The 17,907-nt window shown below is 51.2% G+C and carries 16 protein-coding genes; 12 read left to right on the top strand and 4 right to left on the bottom strand.

Translation table 11 applies throughout. From position 1 onward, the window contains the following. The first annotated feature begins 8 nt into the window (after window positions 1–8). From kdsD to yrbL, 11 genes are all read left to right on the top strand, one after another. Window positions 9–995: an arabinose-5-phosphate isomerase KdsD gene (kdsD, locus tag K0335_RS04755; protein ID WP_002431328.1), complete on the top strand. Its 987-nt coding sequence runs from the start codon at window positions 9–11 to the stop codon at window positions 993–995. A gap of 17 nt (window positions 996–1,012) precedes the next feature. Continuing rightward, window positions 1,013–1,579: a 3-deoxy-manno-octulosonate-8-phosphatase KdsC gene (kdsC, locus tag K0335_RS04750; RefSeq protein ID WP_000100750.1), complete on the top strand. Its 567-nt coding sequence runs from the start codon at window positions 1,013–1,015 to the stop codon at window positions 1,577–1,579. Continuing rightward, window positions 1,576–2,151 (top strand): LPS export ABC transporter periplasmic protein LptC, encoded by a 576-nt coding sequence (gene lptC, locus K0335_RS04745; protein ID WP_000030526.1) that lies wholly within the window; start codon window positions 1,576–1,578, stop codon window positions 2,149–2,151. Before kdsC ends, lptC begins: the two co-directional genes overlap by 4 nt. Beyond that, on the top strand, window positions 2,120–2,677 hold the full coding sequence (gene lptA, locus K0335_RS04740; protein ID WP_000669370.1) for a lipopolysaccharide ABC transporter substrate-binding protein LptA: 558 nt from the start codon (window positions 2,120–2,122) through the stop codon (window positions 2,675–2,677). The genes lptC and lptA overlap by 32 nt, the downstream gene beginning before the upstream one ends. Before the next feature lie 6 nt (window positions 2,678–2,683). Next, window positions 2,684–3,409, top strand: coding sequence for an LPS export ABC transporter ATP-binding protein (gene lptB / locus K0335_RS04735; protein WP_000224106.1), 726 nt, complete (start codon window positions 2,684–2,686; stop codon window positions 3,407–3,409). Between the two features lie 47 nt (window positions 3,410–3,456). Then, window positions 3,457–4,890: an RNA polymerase factor sigma-54 gene (rpoN, locus tag K0335_RS04730; protein WP_000809062.1), complete on the top strand. Its 1,434-nt coding sequence runs from the start codon at window positions 3,457–3,459 to the stop codon at window positions 4,888–4,890. A 22-nt stretch (window positions 4,891–4,912) separates the two neighbouring features. Continuing rightward, window positions 4,913–5,200, top strand: coding sequence for a ribosome hibernation promoting factor (gene hpf, locus K0335_RS04725; protein WP_001176594.1), 288 nt, complete (start codon window positions 4,913–4,915; stop codon window positions 5,198–5,200). A 119-nt stretch (window positions 5,201–5,319) separates the two neighbouring features. After that, window positions 5,320–5,811, top strand: coding sequence for a PTS IIA-like nitrogen regulatory protein PtsN (ptsN, locus tag K0335_RS04720; protein WP_000609334.1), 492 nt, complete (start codon window positions 5,320–5,322; stop codon window positions 5,809–5,811). 45 nt (window positions 5,812–5,856) lie between these two features. Next, window positions 5,857–6,711, top strand: a complete 855-nt coding sequence (rapZ, locus tag K0335_RS04715) for an RNase adapter RapZ (protein ID WP_000243750.1) — start codon at window positions 5,857–5,859, stop codon at window positions 6,709–6,711. Then, complete coding sequence (npr, locus tag K0335_RS04710; RefSeq protein ID WP_000216796.1) at window positions 6,708–6,980, top strand: PTS phosphocarrier protein NPr; 273 nt, start codon at window positions 6,708–6,710, stop codon at window positions 6,978–6,980. The genes rapZ and npr overlap by 4 nt, the downstream gene beginning before the upstream one ends. 196 nt (window positions 6,981–7,176) lie before the next feature. Then, complete coding sequence (yrbL, locus tag K0335_RS04705) at window positions 7,177–7,809, top strand: PhoP regulatory network protein YrbL (RefSeq protein WP_000639845.1); 633 nt, start codon at window positions 7,177–7,179, stop codon at window positions 7,807–7,809. Here yrbL and mtgA read toward each other — a convergent pair. The 4 genes from mtgA to K0335_RS04685 form a co-directional block, all read right to left on the bottom strand. Next, window positions 7,806–8,531 carry a monofunctional biosynthetic peptidoglycan transglycosylase gene (mtgA, locus tag K0335_RS04700; RefSeq protein ID WP_160193729.1) on the bottom strand — a complete coding sequence of 242 codons (726 nt, stop codon included), beginning with the start codon at window positions 8,529–8,531 and terminating at the stop codon, window positions 7,806–7,808. The two genes, yrbL and mtgA, sit on opposite strands and share 4 nt — an antisense overlap. Further along, window positions 8,528–9,181: an isoprenoid biosynthesis glyoxalase ElbB gene (gene elbB / locus K0335_RS04695; RefSeq protein ID WP_000719786.1), complete on the bottom strand. Its 654-nt coding sequence runs from the start codon at window positions 9,179–9,181 to the stop codon at window positions 8,528–8,530. The genes mtgA and elbB overlap by 4 nt, the downstream gene beginning before the upstream one ends. Window positions 9,182–9,409: 228 nt before the next feature. Continuing rightward, on the bottom strand, window positions 9,410–11,746 hold the full coding sequence (gene arcB / locus K0335_RS04690; protein ID WP_000809750.1) for an aerobic respiration two-component sensor histidine kinase ArcB: 2,337 nt from the start codon (window positions 11,744–11,746) through the stop codon (window positions 9,410–9,412). A 94-nt stretch (window positions 11,747–11,840) separates the two neighbouring features. After that, window positions 11,841–12,770 (bottom strand): TIGR01212 family radical SAM protein, encoded by a 930-nt coding sequence (locus K0335_RS04685; protein ID WP_104920098.1) that lies wholly within the window; start codon window positions 12,768–12,770, stop codon window positions 11,841–11,843. 665 nt (window positions 12,771–13,435) lie between these two features. Between K0335_RS04685 and gltB the strand changes: the two genes are divergently transcribed. Next, on the top strand, window positions 13,436–17,896 hold the full coding sequence (gene gltB / locus K0335_RS04680) for a glutamate synthase large subunit (protein WP_104920063.1): 4,461 nt from the start codon (window positions 13,436–13,438) through the stop codon (window positions 17,894–17,896). The last annotated feature ends 11 nt before the right edge of the window (window positions 17,897–17,907 follow it).

Here is a 17,907-nt window from a genome sequence, read left to right as displayed (position 1 = left end):
AACGCATTATGTCGCATTTAGAGTTACAACCGGGTTTTGACTTTCAGAAAGCAGGCAAAGAAGTCCTGGCGATTGAACGTGAAGGCCTGGCCGATCTTGATCAGTACATTGACCAGAATTTTACCCTTGCCTGTGAAAAACTGTTCTGGTGTACAGGTAAGGTGATCGTAATGGGGATGGGTAAATCCGGGCATATTGGACGGAAAATGGCGGCCACCTTTGCCAGTACTGGAACACCATCATTTTTTGTTCATCCTGGTGAAGCAGCGCATGGTGATTTGGGGATGGTCACTTCCCAGGACGTGGTGATTGCCATCTCCAATTCTGGCGAATCCAGTGAAATTGCCGCATTGATTCCGGTACTTAAGCGCCTGCACGTTCCCCTGATATGCATAACCGGGCGACCCGATAGCAGCATGGCGCGTGCAGCAGATGTCCATCTCTGTGTTAAAGTACCGAAAGAAGCCTGCCCGCTGGGGCTGGCCCCAACCAGTAGCACAACAGCAACGTTAGTGATGGGTGACGCCCTCGCAGTGGCACTCCTGAAAGCACGCGGCTTTACTGCTGAAGATTTTGCGCTTTCCCATCCGGGCGGTGCGTTAGGACGTAAACTCCTGTTACGTGTGAGCGACATTATGCATACGGGGGATGAGATCCCGCATGTCACTAAAAATGCCAGCCTGCGCGATGCTCTCCTGGAGATTACCCGAAAAAATCTCGGTATGACGGTGATTTGCGATGACAACATGAAGATTGACGGTATTTTCACCGATGGTGATTTGCGCCGCGTCTTCGATATGGGTGTCGATGTGCGCCAGTTAGGCATTGCCGATGTTATGACGCCAGGGGGCATTCGTGTGCGCCCGGGCATTCTTGCCGTTGAAGCACTGAATCTAATGCAGTCTCGCCATATCACTTCCGTACTGGTTGCTGATGGCGACCATTTACTCGGTGTGTTACATATGCATGATCTGCTGCGAGCAGGCGTAGTTTAGAAATCAAGGATAACCAAATGAGTACAGCAGGTACGTCGCTTGCGACCTGTTACGGCCCCGTAAGTACTGAGGTCATGGCAAAAGCAGAGAAAATCCAGTTGCTGATTCTGGATGTTGATGGCGTATTGTCGGATGGCCTGATTTATATGGGCAATAACGGCGAAGAGCTGAAGGCCTTCAACGTGCGGGATGGCTATGGCATTCGTTGTGCGCTCACTTCAGGAATCGAAGTCGCCATTATTACCGGACGAAAGGCTAAACTTGTAGAGGATCGGTGTGCCACATTGAAGATCAACCACCTGTATCAGGGGCAGTCCGATAAGTTAATTGCGTTTGCTGATCTTCTGGCAAAACTGGCGATTGCACCAGAGAACGTCGCTTACATTGGTGACGATCTGATCGACTGGCCGGTTATGGAAAAAGTGGGCTTCAGCGTCGCTGTCGCCGATGCACACCCGTTATTGTTACCACGCGCAGACTACGTGACCAGAATTGCAGGCGGACGCGGTGCCGTTCGTGAAGTCTGCGATCTGTTATTACTCGCACAGGGCAAGCTTGATGAGGCCAAAGGGCAATCGATATGAGTAAAGCCAGACGTTGGGTTATCATTCTGCTGTCGTTGGCCGTACTGGTGATGATTGGTATCAACCTGGCCGATAATGAAGATACTGCTCAGGTGGTGGTGAATAACAATGATCCCACATACAAAAGTGAGCATACGGACACATTAGTCTATAGCCCGGAAGGCGCTCTAAGCTATCGGTTGATCGCACAACATGTTGAATACTATTCCGATCAAGCTGTTTCGTGGTTTACTCAGCCAGTTTTAACTACCTTTGATAAGGAAAAGGTTCCCACCTGGTCCATCAAAGCAGATAAAGCTAAGCTGACCAATGACCGGATGCTGTATTTATACGGTCATGTTGAAGTCAACGCGCTGGTGCCTGACGCTCAACTACGCAGAATTACTACGGATAACGCCCAGATCAACTTGATCACGCAGGATGTAACTTCTGAAGATCTCGTCACGTTATACGGTACGACATTTAACTCCAGCGGCCTGAAAATGCGCGGCAACTTACGCAGCAAGAACGCCGAGCTGATTGAAAAGGTTAGAACCTCATATGAAATTCAAAATAAACAAACACAGCCTTAATCTTGCGCTTGCCAGCGCACTTCTGGCCGCCAGTATTCCGGCCCTCGCCGTAACTGGTGACACTGAACAGCCGATTCATATTGAATCTGATCAGCAGTCTCTGGATATGCAGGGAAACGTCGTGACCTTCACCGGTAATGTCGTCGTGACCCAGGGCACCATTAAGATCAATGCCGATAAAGTGGTCGTCACCCGTCCGGGTGGTGAACAAGGTAAGGAAGTGATCGACGGTTACGGTAACCCGGCCACCTTCTATCAAATGCAGGATAACGGTAAACCGGTCGAAGGTCATGCCTCCAAGATGCACTACGAACTGGCGAAAGATTTCGTCGTGCTCACTGGTAATGCTTATCTACAACAAGTCGATAGCAACATTAAAGGCGACAAGATCACTTACCTGGTGAAAGAACAGAAAATGCAGGCCTTCAGCGATAAAGGCAAACGCGTAACCACCGTTCTGGTGCCATCGCAATTGCAGGATAAAAACAATAAAGGCCAGGCCCCGGCGCAGAAAAAGGGTAATTAATTCGTTATGGCAACATTAACTGCAAAAAACCTGGCAAAAGCGTACAAAGGTCGCCGCGTCGTAGAAGACGTCAGCCTGACCGTAAACTCTGGTGAAATTGTCGGTTTGCTCGGCCCAAACGGTGCCGGTAAGACCACGACTTTCTATATGGTTGTCGGTATTGTGCCGCGCGATGCGGGTAATATTATTATTGACGACGAAGATATTAGTCTGCTGCCGCTCCATGCGCGCGCGCGTCGTGGCATTGGCTATTTACCGCAGGAAGCCTCTATTTTCCGTCGTCTTAGCGTTTACGATAACCTAATGGCTGTACTGCAAATTCGTGATGATCTGACCAATGAGCAACGTGAAGATCGCGCCAACGAATTGATGGAAGAGTTCCATATAGAACATCTGCGCGACAGCATGGGGCAGTCACTCTCCGGGGGCGAGCGCCGCCGCGTGGAGATTGCCCGTGCACTGGCTGCCAATCCCAAATTCATTCTGCTTGACGAACCTTTTGCCGGTGTTGACCCGATCTCTGTTATCGATATCAAACGCATTATTGAACACTTGCGAGATAGTGGTCTGGGTGTGCTTATTACCGACCACAACGTGCGTGAAACGCTGGCTGTATGTGAACGCGCATATATCGTCAGTCAGGGGCATTTGATCGCCCACGGCACACCAACAGAAATCTTACACGACGAGCACGTTAAGCGTGTATACCTTGGGGAAGACTTCAGACTCTGATAGGGTAGAGAATTGCGACGTTTTAGCAGGAGAGTACGATTCTGAACATGAAGCAAGGTTTGCAACTCAGGCTTAGCCAACAACTGGCGATGACGCCTCAGTTACAACAGGCGATTCGTCTGTTGCAATTGTCGACGCTGGAACTCCAGCAAGAACTTCAGCAGGCGCTGGAAAGTAACCCCCTGCTCGAGCAAACCGACCTTCACGAAGAAGTTGATACTCAGCAGCCCCAGGATAGCGAAGCACTGGACACCGCTGACGCACTCGAACAAAAAGAGATGCCAGAGGAGCTGCCACTCGACGCCAGTTGGGATGAAATCTATACCGCAGGTACGCCATCGGGCACCAGTGGTGATTACATCGATGACGAACTCCCGGTCTATCAGGGTGAGACAACCCAGACATTGCAAGATTACCTGATGTGGCAGGTTGAGCTGACGCCCTTTTCCGATACCGATCGAGCTATTGCGACTTCAATCGTTGATGCTGTTGATGAAACCGGCTATCTCACTGTCTCGCTGGAAGATATTCTCGAAAGCATGGGTGATGAAGAGATCGACATCGAAGAGATCGAAGCCGTTCTCAAACGAATCCAACGTTTTGATCCTGTCGGTGTCGCCGCAAAAGATCTGCGTGACTGTTTGCTGATCCAACTCTCCCAGTTTGACAAATCAACCCCCCGGCTGGATGAAGCCCGATTAATCATCAGCGATCACCTGGATCTACTGGCAAATCATGACTTTCGCAGCTTGATGCGTGTTACGCGGCTGAAAGAAGATGTGCTGAAAGAAGCGGTTAATTTGATCCAGTCTCTGGATCCCCGTCCCGGTCAGTCGATCCAGACGGGAGAGCCAGAATATGTGATCCCGGATGTGCTGGTGCGTAAACATAACGGTCACTGGACAGTGGAGCTCAACAGCGACAGTATTCCTCGTCTGCAAATTAACCAACAATATGCAGCAATGTGTAATGGTGCACGTAATGACGCCGACAGCCAATTTATTCGCAGCAACTTACAGGATGCGAAATGGCTTATAAAGAGTCTGGAAAGCCGTAACGACACATTACTGCGCGTCAGCCGCTGCATCGTAGAACAACAGCAAGCCTTCTTTGAGCAAGGCGAAGAATTTATGAAACCGATGGTGCTGGCAGATATCGCCGAGGCCGTCGAAATGCACGAATCGACGATTTCCCGTGTGACCACGCAGAAATATCTGCACAGTCCACGAGGCATTTTTGAACTGAAGTATTTCTTTTCCAGCCATGTTAATACCGAAGGCGGAGGCGAAGCCTCATCAACGGCGATTCGGGCGCTGGTGAAGAAACTGATAGCGGCAGAAAACCCCGCGAAACCTCTGAGTGACAGCAAGTTAGCAACTATGCTTTCTGAACAGGGTATCATGGTGGCGCGCCGCACCGTTGCGAAGTACCGAGAGTCTTTATCCATTCCGCCGTCAAATCAGCGTAAACAACTGGTTTGACTCAACCGATAAGGAAGACACTATGCAGCTAAACATCACTGGAAATAACGTCGAAATTACCGATGCTCTGCGCGACTTTGTCACCACCAAATTCGCAAAACTGGAACAATATTTTGACCGGATCAATCAGGTTTATATTGTGCTGAAGGTGGAGAAAGTTACCCATACCTCGGATGCGACACTGCATGTAAACGGTGGAGAAATTCATGCCAGTGCGGAAGGTCAGGATATGTACGCCGCCATTGATGGCTTAATTGATAAACTGGCAAGACAACTGACTAAGCATAAAGATAAACTGAAACAACACTAATCGTCCGGGCAGTTAACGGGTGCAGGAGGGCCTGTTGTGTAACGCAACGGGCCGTTTGTACAGTTAGCGCTCCGAACCTGATCCCAGATAACTTAACGGGCAGGTTCTTAGGTGAAATTATGATAAATAACGATACGACCCTACAACTCAGTAGTGTACTTAACCAGGAATGTACGCGCAGTGGTGTTCACTGCCAAAGTAAAAAACGTGCGCTGGAGATCATCAGTGAACTGGCGGCAAAACAATTAAGCCTGCCACCACAAGTGGTCTTTGAAGCCATACTGACACGAGAAAAAATGGGGAGTACCGGGATCGGCAATGGTATCGCCATCCCTCATGGCAAGCTGGAAGAAGATACGCTTCGTGCCGTTGGAGTGTTTGTGCAACTGGAAACACCTATTGCTTTCGACGCTATCGATAACCAGCCTGTTGATCTGCTTTTTGCCTTGCTGGTACCCGCAGATCAAACCAAAACGCATTTACACACCCTGTCGCTGGTGGCAAAACGCCTGGCCGATAAAACTATTTGTCGCCGTCTGCGCGCCGCCCAAAGTGACGAGGAGTTGTACAAAATCATTACTGATACCGAAGGGGATCAGAATGAGGCTTAGCACCACCGGGGGCTCCCCTTTTGATGTAGTGAGGAGAAACAGTACATGGTACTGATGATCGTCAGCGGTCGCTCAGGGTCTGGTAAATCCGTTGCCCTGCGGGCGTTGGAAGATATGGGTTTTTATTGCGTGGATAACCTCCCCGTAGTCCTGCTGCCCGATCTTGCTCGCACCCTGGCTGAGCGAGAGATATCTGCCGCCGTCAGCATTGATGTGCGCAATATGCCGGAATCGCCGGAGATTTTTGAACAGGCGATGACAAACCTGCCGGAAGCTTTTTCTCCGCAACTGCTGTTTCTTGATGCCGACCGCAACACGCTTATTCGCCGTTATAGCGACACGCGCCGTTTGCACCCGCTCTCCAGTAAAAATCTGTCACTGGAAAGCGCGATCGACAAAGAAAGTGATCTACTGGAGCCGCTGCGCTCTCGGGCAGATCTTATTGTCGATACCTCCGAAATGTCTGTTCATGAACTGGCAGAAATGCTGCGTACCCGCCTGCTGGGTAAACGTGAGCGTGAACTGACGATGGTCTTTGAGTCCTTCGGCTTCAAGCACGGTATTCCTATCGATGCAGATTATGTGTTTGATGTGCGCTTCCTGCCTAACCCGCACTGGGATCCGAAACTGCGACCGATGACGGGCCTCGACAAGCCTGTCGCCGCGTTTCTCGACAGGCACACAGAAGTACACAATTTTATCTACCAGACACGTAGCTACCTTGAGTTATGGTTACCCATGCTGGAAACCAACAACCGTAGCTATCTGACGGTCGCCATTGGCTGTACCGGCGGGAAACACCGTTCGGTGTATATTGCAGAGCAACTGGCAGACTACTTCCGCTCGCGCGGTAAAAACGTACAGTCACGCCACCGCACGCTGGAAAAACGCAAAACATGACCGTCAAACAAACTGTTGAAGTGACTAATAAGCTGGGTATGCACGCCCGGCCCGCCATGAAACTGTTTGAGCTAATGCAGGGCTTTGATGCAGAAGTTCTGCTGCGTAATGATGAGGGCACGGAAGCCGAAGCTAACAGCGTGATTGCCTTATTGATGCTGGACTCTGCGAAAGGTCGTCAAATCGAAATTGAAGCAACCGGGCCGCAGGAAGTTGAAGCACTGGCAGCAGTTATCGCTCTCTTCGAGTCAGGTTTCGACGAAGACTAGTTATTTTACTCACCATTTCTCCCCCATCTCAAAAGCGCCACCCGGCGTTTTTTTATCTCCCCTTATTACTTGTACATTTAGTGCGCTTTTACCTCTCATACAAACATTAAGAAAACATTAAGTATTCTTGTTTAACTAATATTTAGTTTGAGTCGCCATACTGAATGTTTGTCAGAAAATATTTCCAGGAGATCAGATGATATATCTGTCAAAACAGAATCCCTTGGGCACCGGAAGACATAGAAAGTGTTATGCGCATCCGGAAGATGCCCAGCGCTGTATCAAAATCGTTTATCACACCGGTAGCGGTGGGGATAAAGAGATTCGTCGCGAATTAAAGTACTACGCGCATCTTTCCCGTTATCTGCAAGACTGGAGCGGTATCCCACGCTTTCACGGCACAGTAGAGACGGACTGCGGAACTGGCTATATATATGATGTTATTGCGGATTTTGACGGAAAACCTTCTGTCACTTTGACGGAGTTCGCCGCACAATGCCATTACGAAGAAGACGTCGTCGTGCTACGTCAGTTACTGAAAAAACTGAAGAAATATCTGCACGATAACTATATCGTCACCATGACCCTGAAACCACAGAACATTCTCTGCCATCGTATCAGCGAGTCTGAAGTCGTGCCGGTCGTATGCGACAATATTGGTGAAGGCACACTGATCCCGTTGGCAACCTGGTCAAAATGGTTCTGCCGTCGTAAGCAGGAAAGGTTATGGCAACGCTTTATTAAACAGCCAGTACTGGCCGTAGCTTTAAAAAGCGACAAGCCATCTAAAGAGAGAAACAAATTGTCTCTCTCTTCTCGAGAGGCTTAATAAAGGTGGTGCTGAGTCATAAATGATTCACCACCCAGTTGCCGCATCTGACGTAAAATCCACGCCTGACGGCTACGTACATAGCCCGACGGCGCAGATACCTTGAAGCGCAATGGATTAGGCAATACTGCCGCAAGCAGTGCCGCTTCTGATGCAGTGAGCTTGCTGGCCGGTTTGTGAAAATAACGCTGCGCCGCAGCTTCCACGCCAAACACCCCATCCCCAAACTCAGCAATATTCAGATAAACGGTCAGAATGCGCTTTTTACTCCAGACCGTTTCTATTCCCAGCGTCAGCCCAGCTTCGAGACCTTTACGCAACCAACTGCGTCCATCCCACAAGAAGAGATTTTTTGCCGTTTGTTGCGTTAACGTCGAAGCACCGCGAATTCGTGCCGGGTGACGTTCATTTTGCGCCAGAGCTTTTTCGATAGAAGCGATATCAAATCCCCAGTGATCTGGGAAAGTTTGATCTTCAGCAGCAATAACTGCCAGCCCCATCCACGGCGAAATCTCATCCATGCTCACCCAGTCGGAATGAGCCACATACGAAAAATCACCGTGAAACCAGGCGCTAACTTGCCGCTCCGCCATCACTGCCGAAAAAGGCACGGGAACAATACTGAACAATGCAATACCACCGCCCCAAAACAACGCCAGTATCATCAGCGCACGCCACAGAAAACGGCGCAAAAAAGAGGGCAAGAAACGCCTTACACTCATTCAGCCAGAACCAGCACGCGCGATACCAGTTTATCAATGCCCAGTGCAGCCTGGGCGATATCCTTCGCCAACATGTAAGCCGGAGTGGTAATGATCTTGTTATCTTCATCAACCACAATATCGTCAACCGGGCATGGCACATGTTCAGCACCCATTGTTTCGAGCACTTCAGCGGTGTCGATATCTGTACCAATAGTGAGGCGTACCGGGAAAGCAAAAATTTTCGCCAACATTGCCGGCGCAATACACATAAAGCCCAACGGTTTACCCGCCTTATGCATCGCCTGGCACAGTGCAACCAGATCACGGTCAACGCTACACTGGCTGCCTAATGTGGCAAAATTGCTCAGATTTTTTGCTGCCCCAAAGCCGCCGGGAACGATTAGCGCATCAAGCTCCTCAGCAGAAGCTTGCGAAAGTGGGCGAATATCACCACGTGCAATACGTGCAGCTTCAATCAGCACATTGCGCGTTTCTGCCATTGGTTCACCCGTCAAATGATTAATCACATCGGCCTGAGTTTTATCTGGCGCAAAGCAAACTGCCTGAGCACCGCTACGGGCAATTGCTAAAAGAGACAAAACAGCTTCATGAATCTCTGCGCCATCATAAACGCCGCAGCCGCTGAGAATTACGCCAATTTTTTTCATTGCACTTTCCTTTTGTCACTGGCTAAAACATATTAATTAATCTAATTAAAATGCTACGCATCACACATTTAACTGATTCATGTAACAAATGATTTAAGATTTGCTATCTTAACTGCGTGCGGCCTGAAAAACAGTGCTGCGCCTTGGTTACAAACGACAATAATTTACGGCGCAGCCATAATTTCCCTGGTGTTGGCGCAGTATTCGCGCACCCCGGTTAATCCGGGGTCATTTTTTTCCGTTCTTTGCCACCCACGCTTTCAGCACTTCAACATCGTGACGCCACTCTTGTTTCATCTCTTCAATCCATTCACCAACGTTATCTTCCCATGCCGGGAGATCCGGTGACTGAATTTGCTGCCCCAGTTGCTGTAAGTGACGAAGCCCAACGGAACCCGCTGCACCTTTGATTTTATGCCCTTCCTCAACAATGCCTTTTTGATCGCGCGCAGTCAGATTAGACTGCAACACGCTCATATATCCGGGCATCATCTTCTCGAAGACAGCAAGACCATCGGTAATTAGCTTCGGTCCAACAAGTTCGAGATATTGTTCCAACATTGGAATATCAAGTAACTCTTGCGATTTGCTATTGTCATCAGGTGCCACCGTGCTCTCCTCTTCGTCCTGAGTATCCCAGAACTTTTTGATCATCGCGGTTAATGCCGGAACGGACAGCGGCTTACTCAGCACATCATCCATCCCGGCATCCAGGTACTCTTTTTTATCTTTCAGTACGTTGGCAGTAAGTGCCACCAGCGGTGGTAAATCATCACGAGAGTAGCGGCGAGTTAACTCGCGGGAAATATCAAGGCCAGTCATATCTGGCAGTTGGATATCCAACAACACCAGGTCATACTCGCCTGGCTTAAACATCTCCAGCGCCGCTTTACCTGTCATTGCCACATCAACACTATTGCCTAATTTCTCCAGCACTGAACGGGCAACAATAACGTTTAATTCGATATCCTCCACCAGTAACACATTCAACGCTGGCAGCGGCAGATCATCTTCTTCGAACACATCGTCAACTTCTTCAGCTACCGCTGGTGCACGCACGGTTAGGGTAAACACCGAACCCTGCCCCGGTACGCTGGAAACACTAATATCGCCGCCCATATCCCGCGCCAGACGGCGAGATACAGCAAGCCCGATCCCTGTGCCGGTAGCAGGTTTTCCACCCTGGCTATCCTTCACCTGATAGTACATAGCAAAGATTTTATCCTGCTCTTCTTGCGGGATACCGATCCCCGAATCGGCGACTTCAAAGTGCAGCATCTCACCTTTATCGTAGCGAACCCGCACTTCAACTTTGCCCTGCTGGGTGAACTTAACGGCGTTACTGATAAGATTCCACAAGACCTGACGCAAACGCGTGCCATCGGTAATCACCTGATGCGGCAGCGGTAAGGTTGGCTCCATCACAAAACGCAGACCTTTTTGTTGCGCCTGCAGGCCAGAAAGATTTTCTAAATCGGCAAGGAATCCGGTGAAGTCGATGGGTTGATTATCAAGCTGGACTTTGCGACGCTCAATTTTATCCATGTCAATAATATCATTGAAGATATTACCCAGTGTCACTGCAGAAACATGGATCGTTTTAAGATATTTTTCCTGCTCGGCGTTCAGATCGGTATCCAGCAAAATTCGGCTCAGGCCTACTATACCGTTAAGCGGTGTGCGTAATTCGTGGCTGATAGTGGAAATAAAAGTAGTTTTATCGCGACTGGCTTGTTCCAGCGCATCCTGGTAATGCTTGCGCTCTGTAATATCGCGACCAAATCCCATTAACCCATGACGTTTACCAACCCGGTCGTAATAAGGCACTTTCCGGATCTCAAAACAGGCTTTACGCCCATCCGGGTACTGTAACCACTGTTCATAAGAGAGTGACACGTTGTGGCGAAAAACTTTTTCGTCGGTTTCAATCACCTTTTCAGCAACATCCGGGGCATACACATCCTGTGGTTTCAGATGTACCAGTTGCTTTTCGCTTTTTCCGGTCAGGAGTTCCATTGCACGGTTACAGCCTGAAAACTCCTTATCTTCGTTGCGATAAAACACCAGATCTGGCGAAGCATCGAGGAAAGAACGTAAAAAAGAAGATTGCTGTTCCAGTTGGATCTGCGTTTCTTCGCGCTCTTTAATTTCAATTTTCAGTTGTTCAAAGGTTTCCTGCAACTCGGCTTCGGCTTTTTCACGAACGGCGATTTCCTGATTTAGCTGGGCAATATTATCTTTTAACTGAACGTTGAGGCTCAAATCGCGCTCGCGCATCTCCTCCAGTTTTTGCACCAGCCGTGACAGACGTTGTCGTGACTCCTCCAGTTGCTCGACGACCACCGAAAGAAAGTAGACCGCCCACGGCGTAATCAGCAGACCAAAGAAAATAGAACGAATAACATCAATGCTTTCAACCTGACCATGTAGCACCATGGTCACTGCCATTTGTACCACAATGGCGAGTACAACGAGGGCCAGCGCCAGCAGCATTGAGAAGCGCACCAGACCTAATTTCATCATCAGATCAACATAGTACTGCGCCAGCAGACGAATTTGCTTCATTGGGGAATTCCTTAACGACAACCTGCCACAATAATACCCAATTCTGACAGTTACGTTGAAAATTGTGTGAGAAATGCGGAATTCCCCGCATCAACTAAAGAGAAGGTGGCACCCACGGACGTCCCAGCGCCGATCCCTGTACGCCATGTTCATTCAGATAGCGATCCAGCTCGACCATTCCCGTCCAGCGATTTTCACACCACAGCGGAGCAAGCAACGTCGGGCGACGGGCGCTGGCGGAAATGCGGTGGTAGATGACTTCCGGTGGCGTATGGCGAATCATTTCTCCGGCGGTGACCGTATAATCCTCCAGTTCAATACCATTCAAACGCCCCGCTTCCCAAGCTTTCGCCATAATGCTGCCTTTCACAATATGCAGCGGATGCAGCTTTATACCATCTACGCCGGTTTCAACCACTCGCGCCAGCGTTTGCAAACATTCCGTCTGCCCTTCGCCAGGCAGGCCGACAATTAAGTGAGAACACACCTTCAGCCCGCGCTGACGTGCCAGCTGGGTTGTACGCTGATAGCAGGCAAAATCATGGCCGCGATTGATGCGATGCAGCGTTTTGTCGTGTGCGGTTTGCAACCCCAGCTCCAGCCACACTTCGTAGCCCTGGTCTTTATATTCGCAAAGCAGATCCAGCACCGCATCCGGCACGCAGTCCGGGCGGGTACCAACACACAAACCGACAATATTGGCCTGGCTCACCGCCTGCTGATACATAGAACGCAGCCCCTGAACTTCGGCAAAGGTGCTGGTATACGCCTGAAAGTAGGCCAGATAACGTTTCGCACGGTTAACTAAATTGGCCTGATGTGCCAGTTGTTCGGCAATGGAGCGGTGTTGCTGCGCTTCGTCGGCGAACGAGGCAACATTACAGAATGTGCAGCCACCTCGCCCGATGGTTCCGTCACGGTTAGGGCAGCTAAAACCGCCGTGCAGCGTCAGCTTATGCACCTTTTGCCCATAACGACGGGTGAGATCACCACCAAACATATTGACTAATTTCTGTAACTGCATAATCTGATAGACCGCGCCTTGAAAAGAGGCCAAAGCCTGCCAGTTTTAGCTCAATTCGGCGATGACCTGGATCAATCGCCCCGCCCCGCTTTTATTAATTGCATAATTAATCAAAATTAACGAAATTTCATGCATAATCACTTTTGCTTATCTTGTGCCATATTTTTTTATCTCCTTATGGATTTTAGTCAAAAACAGTAGTATGAAACGTCATTACTCATTAATGCAGTATAAAATACTGCTTTTCTCGTCAGTTCAAGGCAGGATAAGGGTTAACACGCCTTTATGACAGTCAGGAATTGGCTGTTTCTCTAACGACGCCCCTTTTAGCCTTAAATAGAAAATCCATTTTAATTTCAGCCAATTAATAAAGAATTTTGCGCTAAAGCACATTTCTGTACCAATAAGCTTGCCATTTGACCTGTATCAGCTTTCCCGATAAGTTGGAAATCCGCTGGAAGCTTTCTGGATGAGCAGCCTGCTCATCATATTTATGCAGTAATTGAGATCCCCTCTTCACCGTATTAACCGATGCGAAAAGGACAACAAGGGGGCGAATGCGAGGCGCGCGTATGAAACGCAAACCCCGTCGCCACGCTCTTTCTGTGCCCGTGCGCAGCGGTTCGGAAGTGGGGTTCCCGCAGAGCCTGGGGGAGGTTCACGATATGTTGTACGATAAATCCCTTGAGAGGGACAACTGTGGTTTCGGCCTGATCGCCCACATAGAAGGCGAACCTAGCCACAAGGTAGTGCGTACTGCAATACACGCACTGGCCCGCATGCAGCACCGTGGCGCGATTCTCGCCGATGGTAAAACCGGTGACGGTTGCGGCTTGCTGTTACAAAAACCGGATCGCTTTTTTCGCATTGTTGCGCAGGAGCGAGGCTGGCGTTTAGCGAAAAACTACGCCGTCGGGATGCTCTTCCTGAATAAAGATCCTGAACTCGCCGCGACTGCACGCCGCATCGTTGAAGAAGAGCTGCAACGCGAAACGTTGTCGATTGTCGGCTGGCGTGATGTCCCCACCAACGAAGGTGTGCTGGGTGAAATCGCCCTCTCCTCTCTGCCACGCATTGAGCAAATTTTCGTTAACGCCCCGGCAGGCTGGCGTCCGCGCGATATGGAGCGCCGTCTGTTTATTGCCCGCCGCCGCATCGAAAAGCGTCTCGAAGCAGATAAAGACTTCTACGTCTGTAGCCTGTCGAATCTGGTCAATATCTATAAAGGTCTGTGTATGCCGGCGGATCTGCCGCGCTTCTACCTGGATCTTGCGGACCTGCGCCTGGAATCGGCCATCTGCCTGTTCCACCAGCGCTTCTCCACTAACACCGTACCGCGCTGGCCGCTGGCGCAGCCGTTCCGCTATCTGGCGCATAACGGCGAAATCAACACCATTACCGGTAACCGCCAATGGGCACGCGCCCGTACTTATAAATTCCAGACGCCGCTGATCCCTGACCTGCACGACGCCGCACCGTTCGTCAACGAAACCGGTTCTGACTCCAGTTCGATGGATAACATGCTGGAACTGCTGCTGGCGGGCGGGATGGATATCATCCGTGCCATGCGTCTATTAGTGCCACCCGCCTGGCAGAACAACCCGGATATGGACCCGGAGCTGCGCGCGTTCTTCGACTTTAACTCCATGCATATGGAGCCGTGGGATGGTCCGGCGGGGATCGTGATGTCCGATGGTCGTTTTGCCGCCTGTAACCTCGACCGTAACGGTCTGCGTCCGGCGCGCTACGTCATCACCAAAGACAAGCTCATCACCTGCGCCTCTGAAGTTGGCATCTGGGATTATCAGCCTGACGAAGTGGTCGAAAAAGGCCGCGTAGGGCCGGGTGAACTGATGGTGATCGACACCCGCAGTGGGCGCATTCTGCACTCGGCAGAAACCGATGACGATCTGAAAAGCCGCCATCCATATAAAGAGTGGATGGAGAAAAACGTCCGCCGTTTGGTGCCGTTTGAAGATTTGCCCGATGAAGAAGTGGGTAGCCGCGAACTGGACGACGACACGCTTGCCAGCTACCAGAAACAGTTTAACTACAGCGCGGAAGAACTGGACTCTGTGATCCGCGTCCTGGGGGAAAACGGCCAGGAAGCCGTCGGTTCGATGGGCGACGACACCCCATTCGCCGTGCTCTCCAGCCAGCCGCGTATTATTTACGACTACTTCCGCCAGCAGTTTGCGCAGGTCACTAACCCGCCAATCGACCCGCTACGTGAAGCGCATGTTATGTCGCTCGCCACCAGCATCGGGCGTGAAATGAACGTCTTCTGTGAAGCAGAAGGCCAGGCGCACCGTTTAAGCTTTAAATCGCCGATTCTGCTCTACTCCGATTTCAAACAGCTCACGACGATGAAAGAGGAGCACTACCGCGCAGATACGCTGGATATTACCTTTGACGTCACTAAAACCACGCTCGAAGCGACGGTCAAAGAGCTGTGCGACAAAGCCGAAAAAATGGTACGTAGCGGCACCGTGCTGCTGGTGCTCTCCGACCGGAATATCGCTAAAGATCGCCTGCCAGTTCCGGCCCCAATGGCGGTTGGCGCGATCCAGACCCGTCTGGTCGATCAAAGCCTGCGTTGCGATGCCAACATCATCGTCGAAACCGCCAGCGCCCGCGATCCGCACCACTTCGCCGTGTTACTGGGCTTTGGCGCAACGGCTATTTATCCGTACCTGGCCTATGAAACGCTGGGCCGCCTGGTAGACACCCACGCGATTGCCAAAGATTATCGTACCGTGATGCTCAACTACCGTAACGGCATCAACAAAGGCTTGTACAAAATCATGTCCAAAATGGGCATCTCCACCATCGCGTCTTACCGCTGCTCGAAACTGTTTGAAGCGGTCGGTCTGCACGATGATGTAGTGGGCCTGTGCTTCCAGGGCGCGGTTAGCCGCATTGGTGGGGCAAGCTTTGAAGACTTCCAGCAGGATCTGCTGAATCTGTCGAAACGTGCCTGGCTGGCGCGTAAGCCCATCAGCCAGGGCGGCTTGCTGAAATACGTGCACGGTGGCGAATACCACGCCTACAACCCGGACGTCGTGCGCACACTGCAACAGGCGGTACAAAGCGGCGAGTACAGCGACTATCAGGAATACGCGAAGCTGGTTAATGAGCGTCCGGCAACCACGCTGCGCGATCTGCTGGCAATTACGCCGGGTGAAAACGCAGTCAACATTGCCGATGTTGAACCGGCAAGCGAACTGTTTAAACGCTTCGATACCGCTGCGATGTCTATCGGCGCGTTAAGCCCAGAAGCCCACGAGGCGCTGGCGGAAGCGATGAATAGCATCGGCGGTAACTCGAACTCTGGTGAAGGGGGTGAAGATCCGGCGCGCTACGGCACTAACAAAGTGTCGCGCATCAAGCAGGTGGCTTCTGGTCGCTTCGGCGTTACTCCGGCGTACCTGGTCAATGCTGACGTCATTCAGATTAAAGTCGCCCAGGGCGCGAAGCCGGGCGAAGGCGGTCAGTTGCCGGGCGACAAAGTCACTCCTTACATCGCCAAACTGCGCTATTCGGTGCCCGGAGTGACGCTGATCTCTCCGCCGCCGCACCATGATATCTACTCTATCGAGGACTTAGCGCAGCTCATTTTCGACCTCAAGCAGGTTAACCCGAAAGCGATGATCTCCGTGAAGCTGGTGTCCGAACCGGGCGTTGGTACCATCGCCACAGGTGTAGCGAAAGCTTATGCCGATTTAATCACCATCGCAGGCTATGACGGCGGCACTGGCGCAAGTCCGCTTTCATCGGTGAAATACGCAGGCTGCCCGTGGGAACTGGGGCTTGTTGAAACACAACAGGCGCTGGTTGCCAACGGCTTGCGTCATAAGATCCGTTTGCAGGTCGATGGCGGCCTGAAAACAGGTGTCGATATCATCAAAGCGGCGATTCTCGGCGCAGAAAGCTTCGGCTTCGGCACTGGCCCGATGGTGGCGCTCGGCTGTAAATACCTGCGAATCTGCCACCTGAACAACTGCGCCACCGGTGTAGCAACTCAGGATGACAAACTGCGTAAGAACCACTATCACGGCTTGCCGTTCAAAGTGACCAACTACTTTGAGTTTATCGCCCGTGAAACCCGCGAGCTGATGGCACAGCTGGGCGTAACGCGTCTGGTGGATCTGATTGGTCGCACCGACCTGCTGAAAGAGCTGGACGGTTTCACCGCCAAACAGCAGAAACTGGCGCTGTCGAAGCTGCTGGAGACTGCCGAGCCGCATCCAGGTAAGGCGCTCTACTGCACCGAAAACAACCCGCCGTTTGATAACGGCCTGCTGAATGCGCAGTTGCTGCAACAGGCGAAACCGTTTGTTGATGAACGCCAGAGCAAAACCTTCTGGTTCGATATTCGCAACACCGACCGTTCTGTTGGCGCGTCGCTTTCAGGCTATATCGCCCAAACGCACGGCGATCAGGGGCTGGCAGCCGATCCGATCAAAGCGTACTTCAACGGTACCGCAGGCCAGAGCTTCGGCGTGTGGAACGCGGGCGGCGTGGAGCTGTATCTGACGGGCGATGCTAACGACTATGTTGGTAAAGGCATGGCGGGCGGCTTAATCGCCATTCGTCCTCCGGTTGGCTCAGCCTTCCGCAGCCATGAAGCAAGCATTATCGGCAACACCTGCCTGTATGGCGCGACCGGTGGTCGTCTGTATGCCGCAGGCCGCGCGGGTGAACGATTCGGCGTGCGTAACTCCGGTGCTATCACCGTGGTAGAAGGCATTGGCGATAACGGCTGTGAATATATGACGGGCGGTATTGTCTGTATTCTGGGTAAAACCGGCGTTAACTTCGGCGCGGGCATGACCGGCGGCTTCGCTTACGTTCTCGATGAAAGCGGCGATTTCCGCAAACGCGTTAACCCGGAACTGGTGGAAGTATTAAGCGTTGATGATTTGGCGATCCATGAAGAGCATCTGCGTGGTCTTATCACCGAGCATGTTCAGCATACCGGTTCTCTGCGCGGTGAAGAGATTCTGGCTAACTGGTCAACCTTCGCCACGAAATTTGCGCTGGTTAAACCGAAGTCCAGTGATGTAAAAGCACTGCTGGGTCACCGTAGTCGTAGCGCAGCAGAGTTGCGCGTGCAGGCGCAGTAAGGGGTAGCAAC

It is taken from the genome of Escherichia sp. GZ89 (assembly GCF_019366485.1).
GTDB classification, from domain to species: domain Bacteria; phylum Pseudomonadota; class Gammaproteobacteria; order Enterobacterales; family Enterobacteriaceae; genus Escherichia; species Escherichia fergusonii.
The sequence above is the reverse complement of the archived record's forward strand: the minus strand, read 5'-3'. Positions and strand labels throughout refer to the sequence as shown.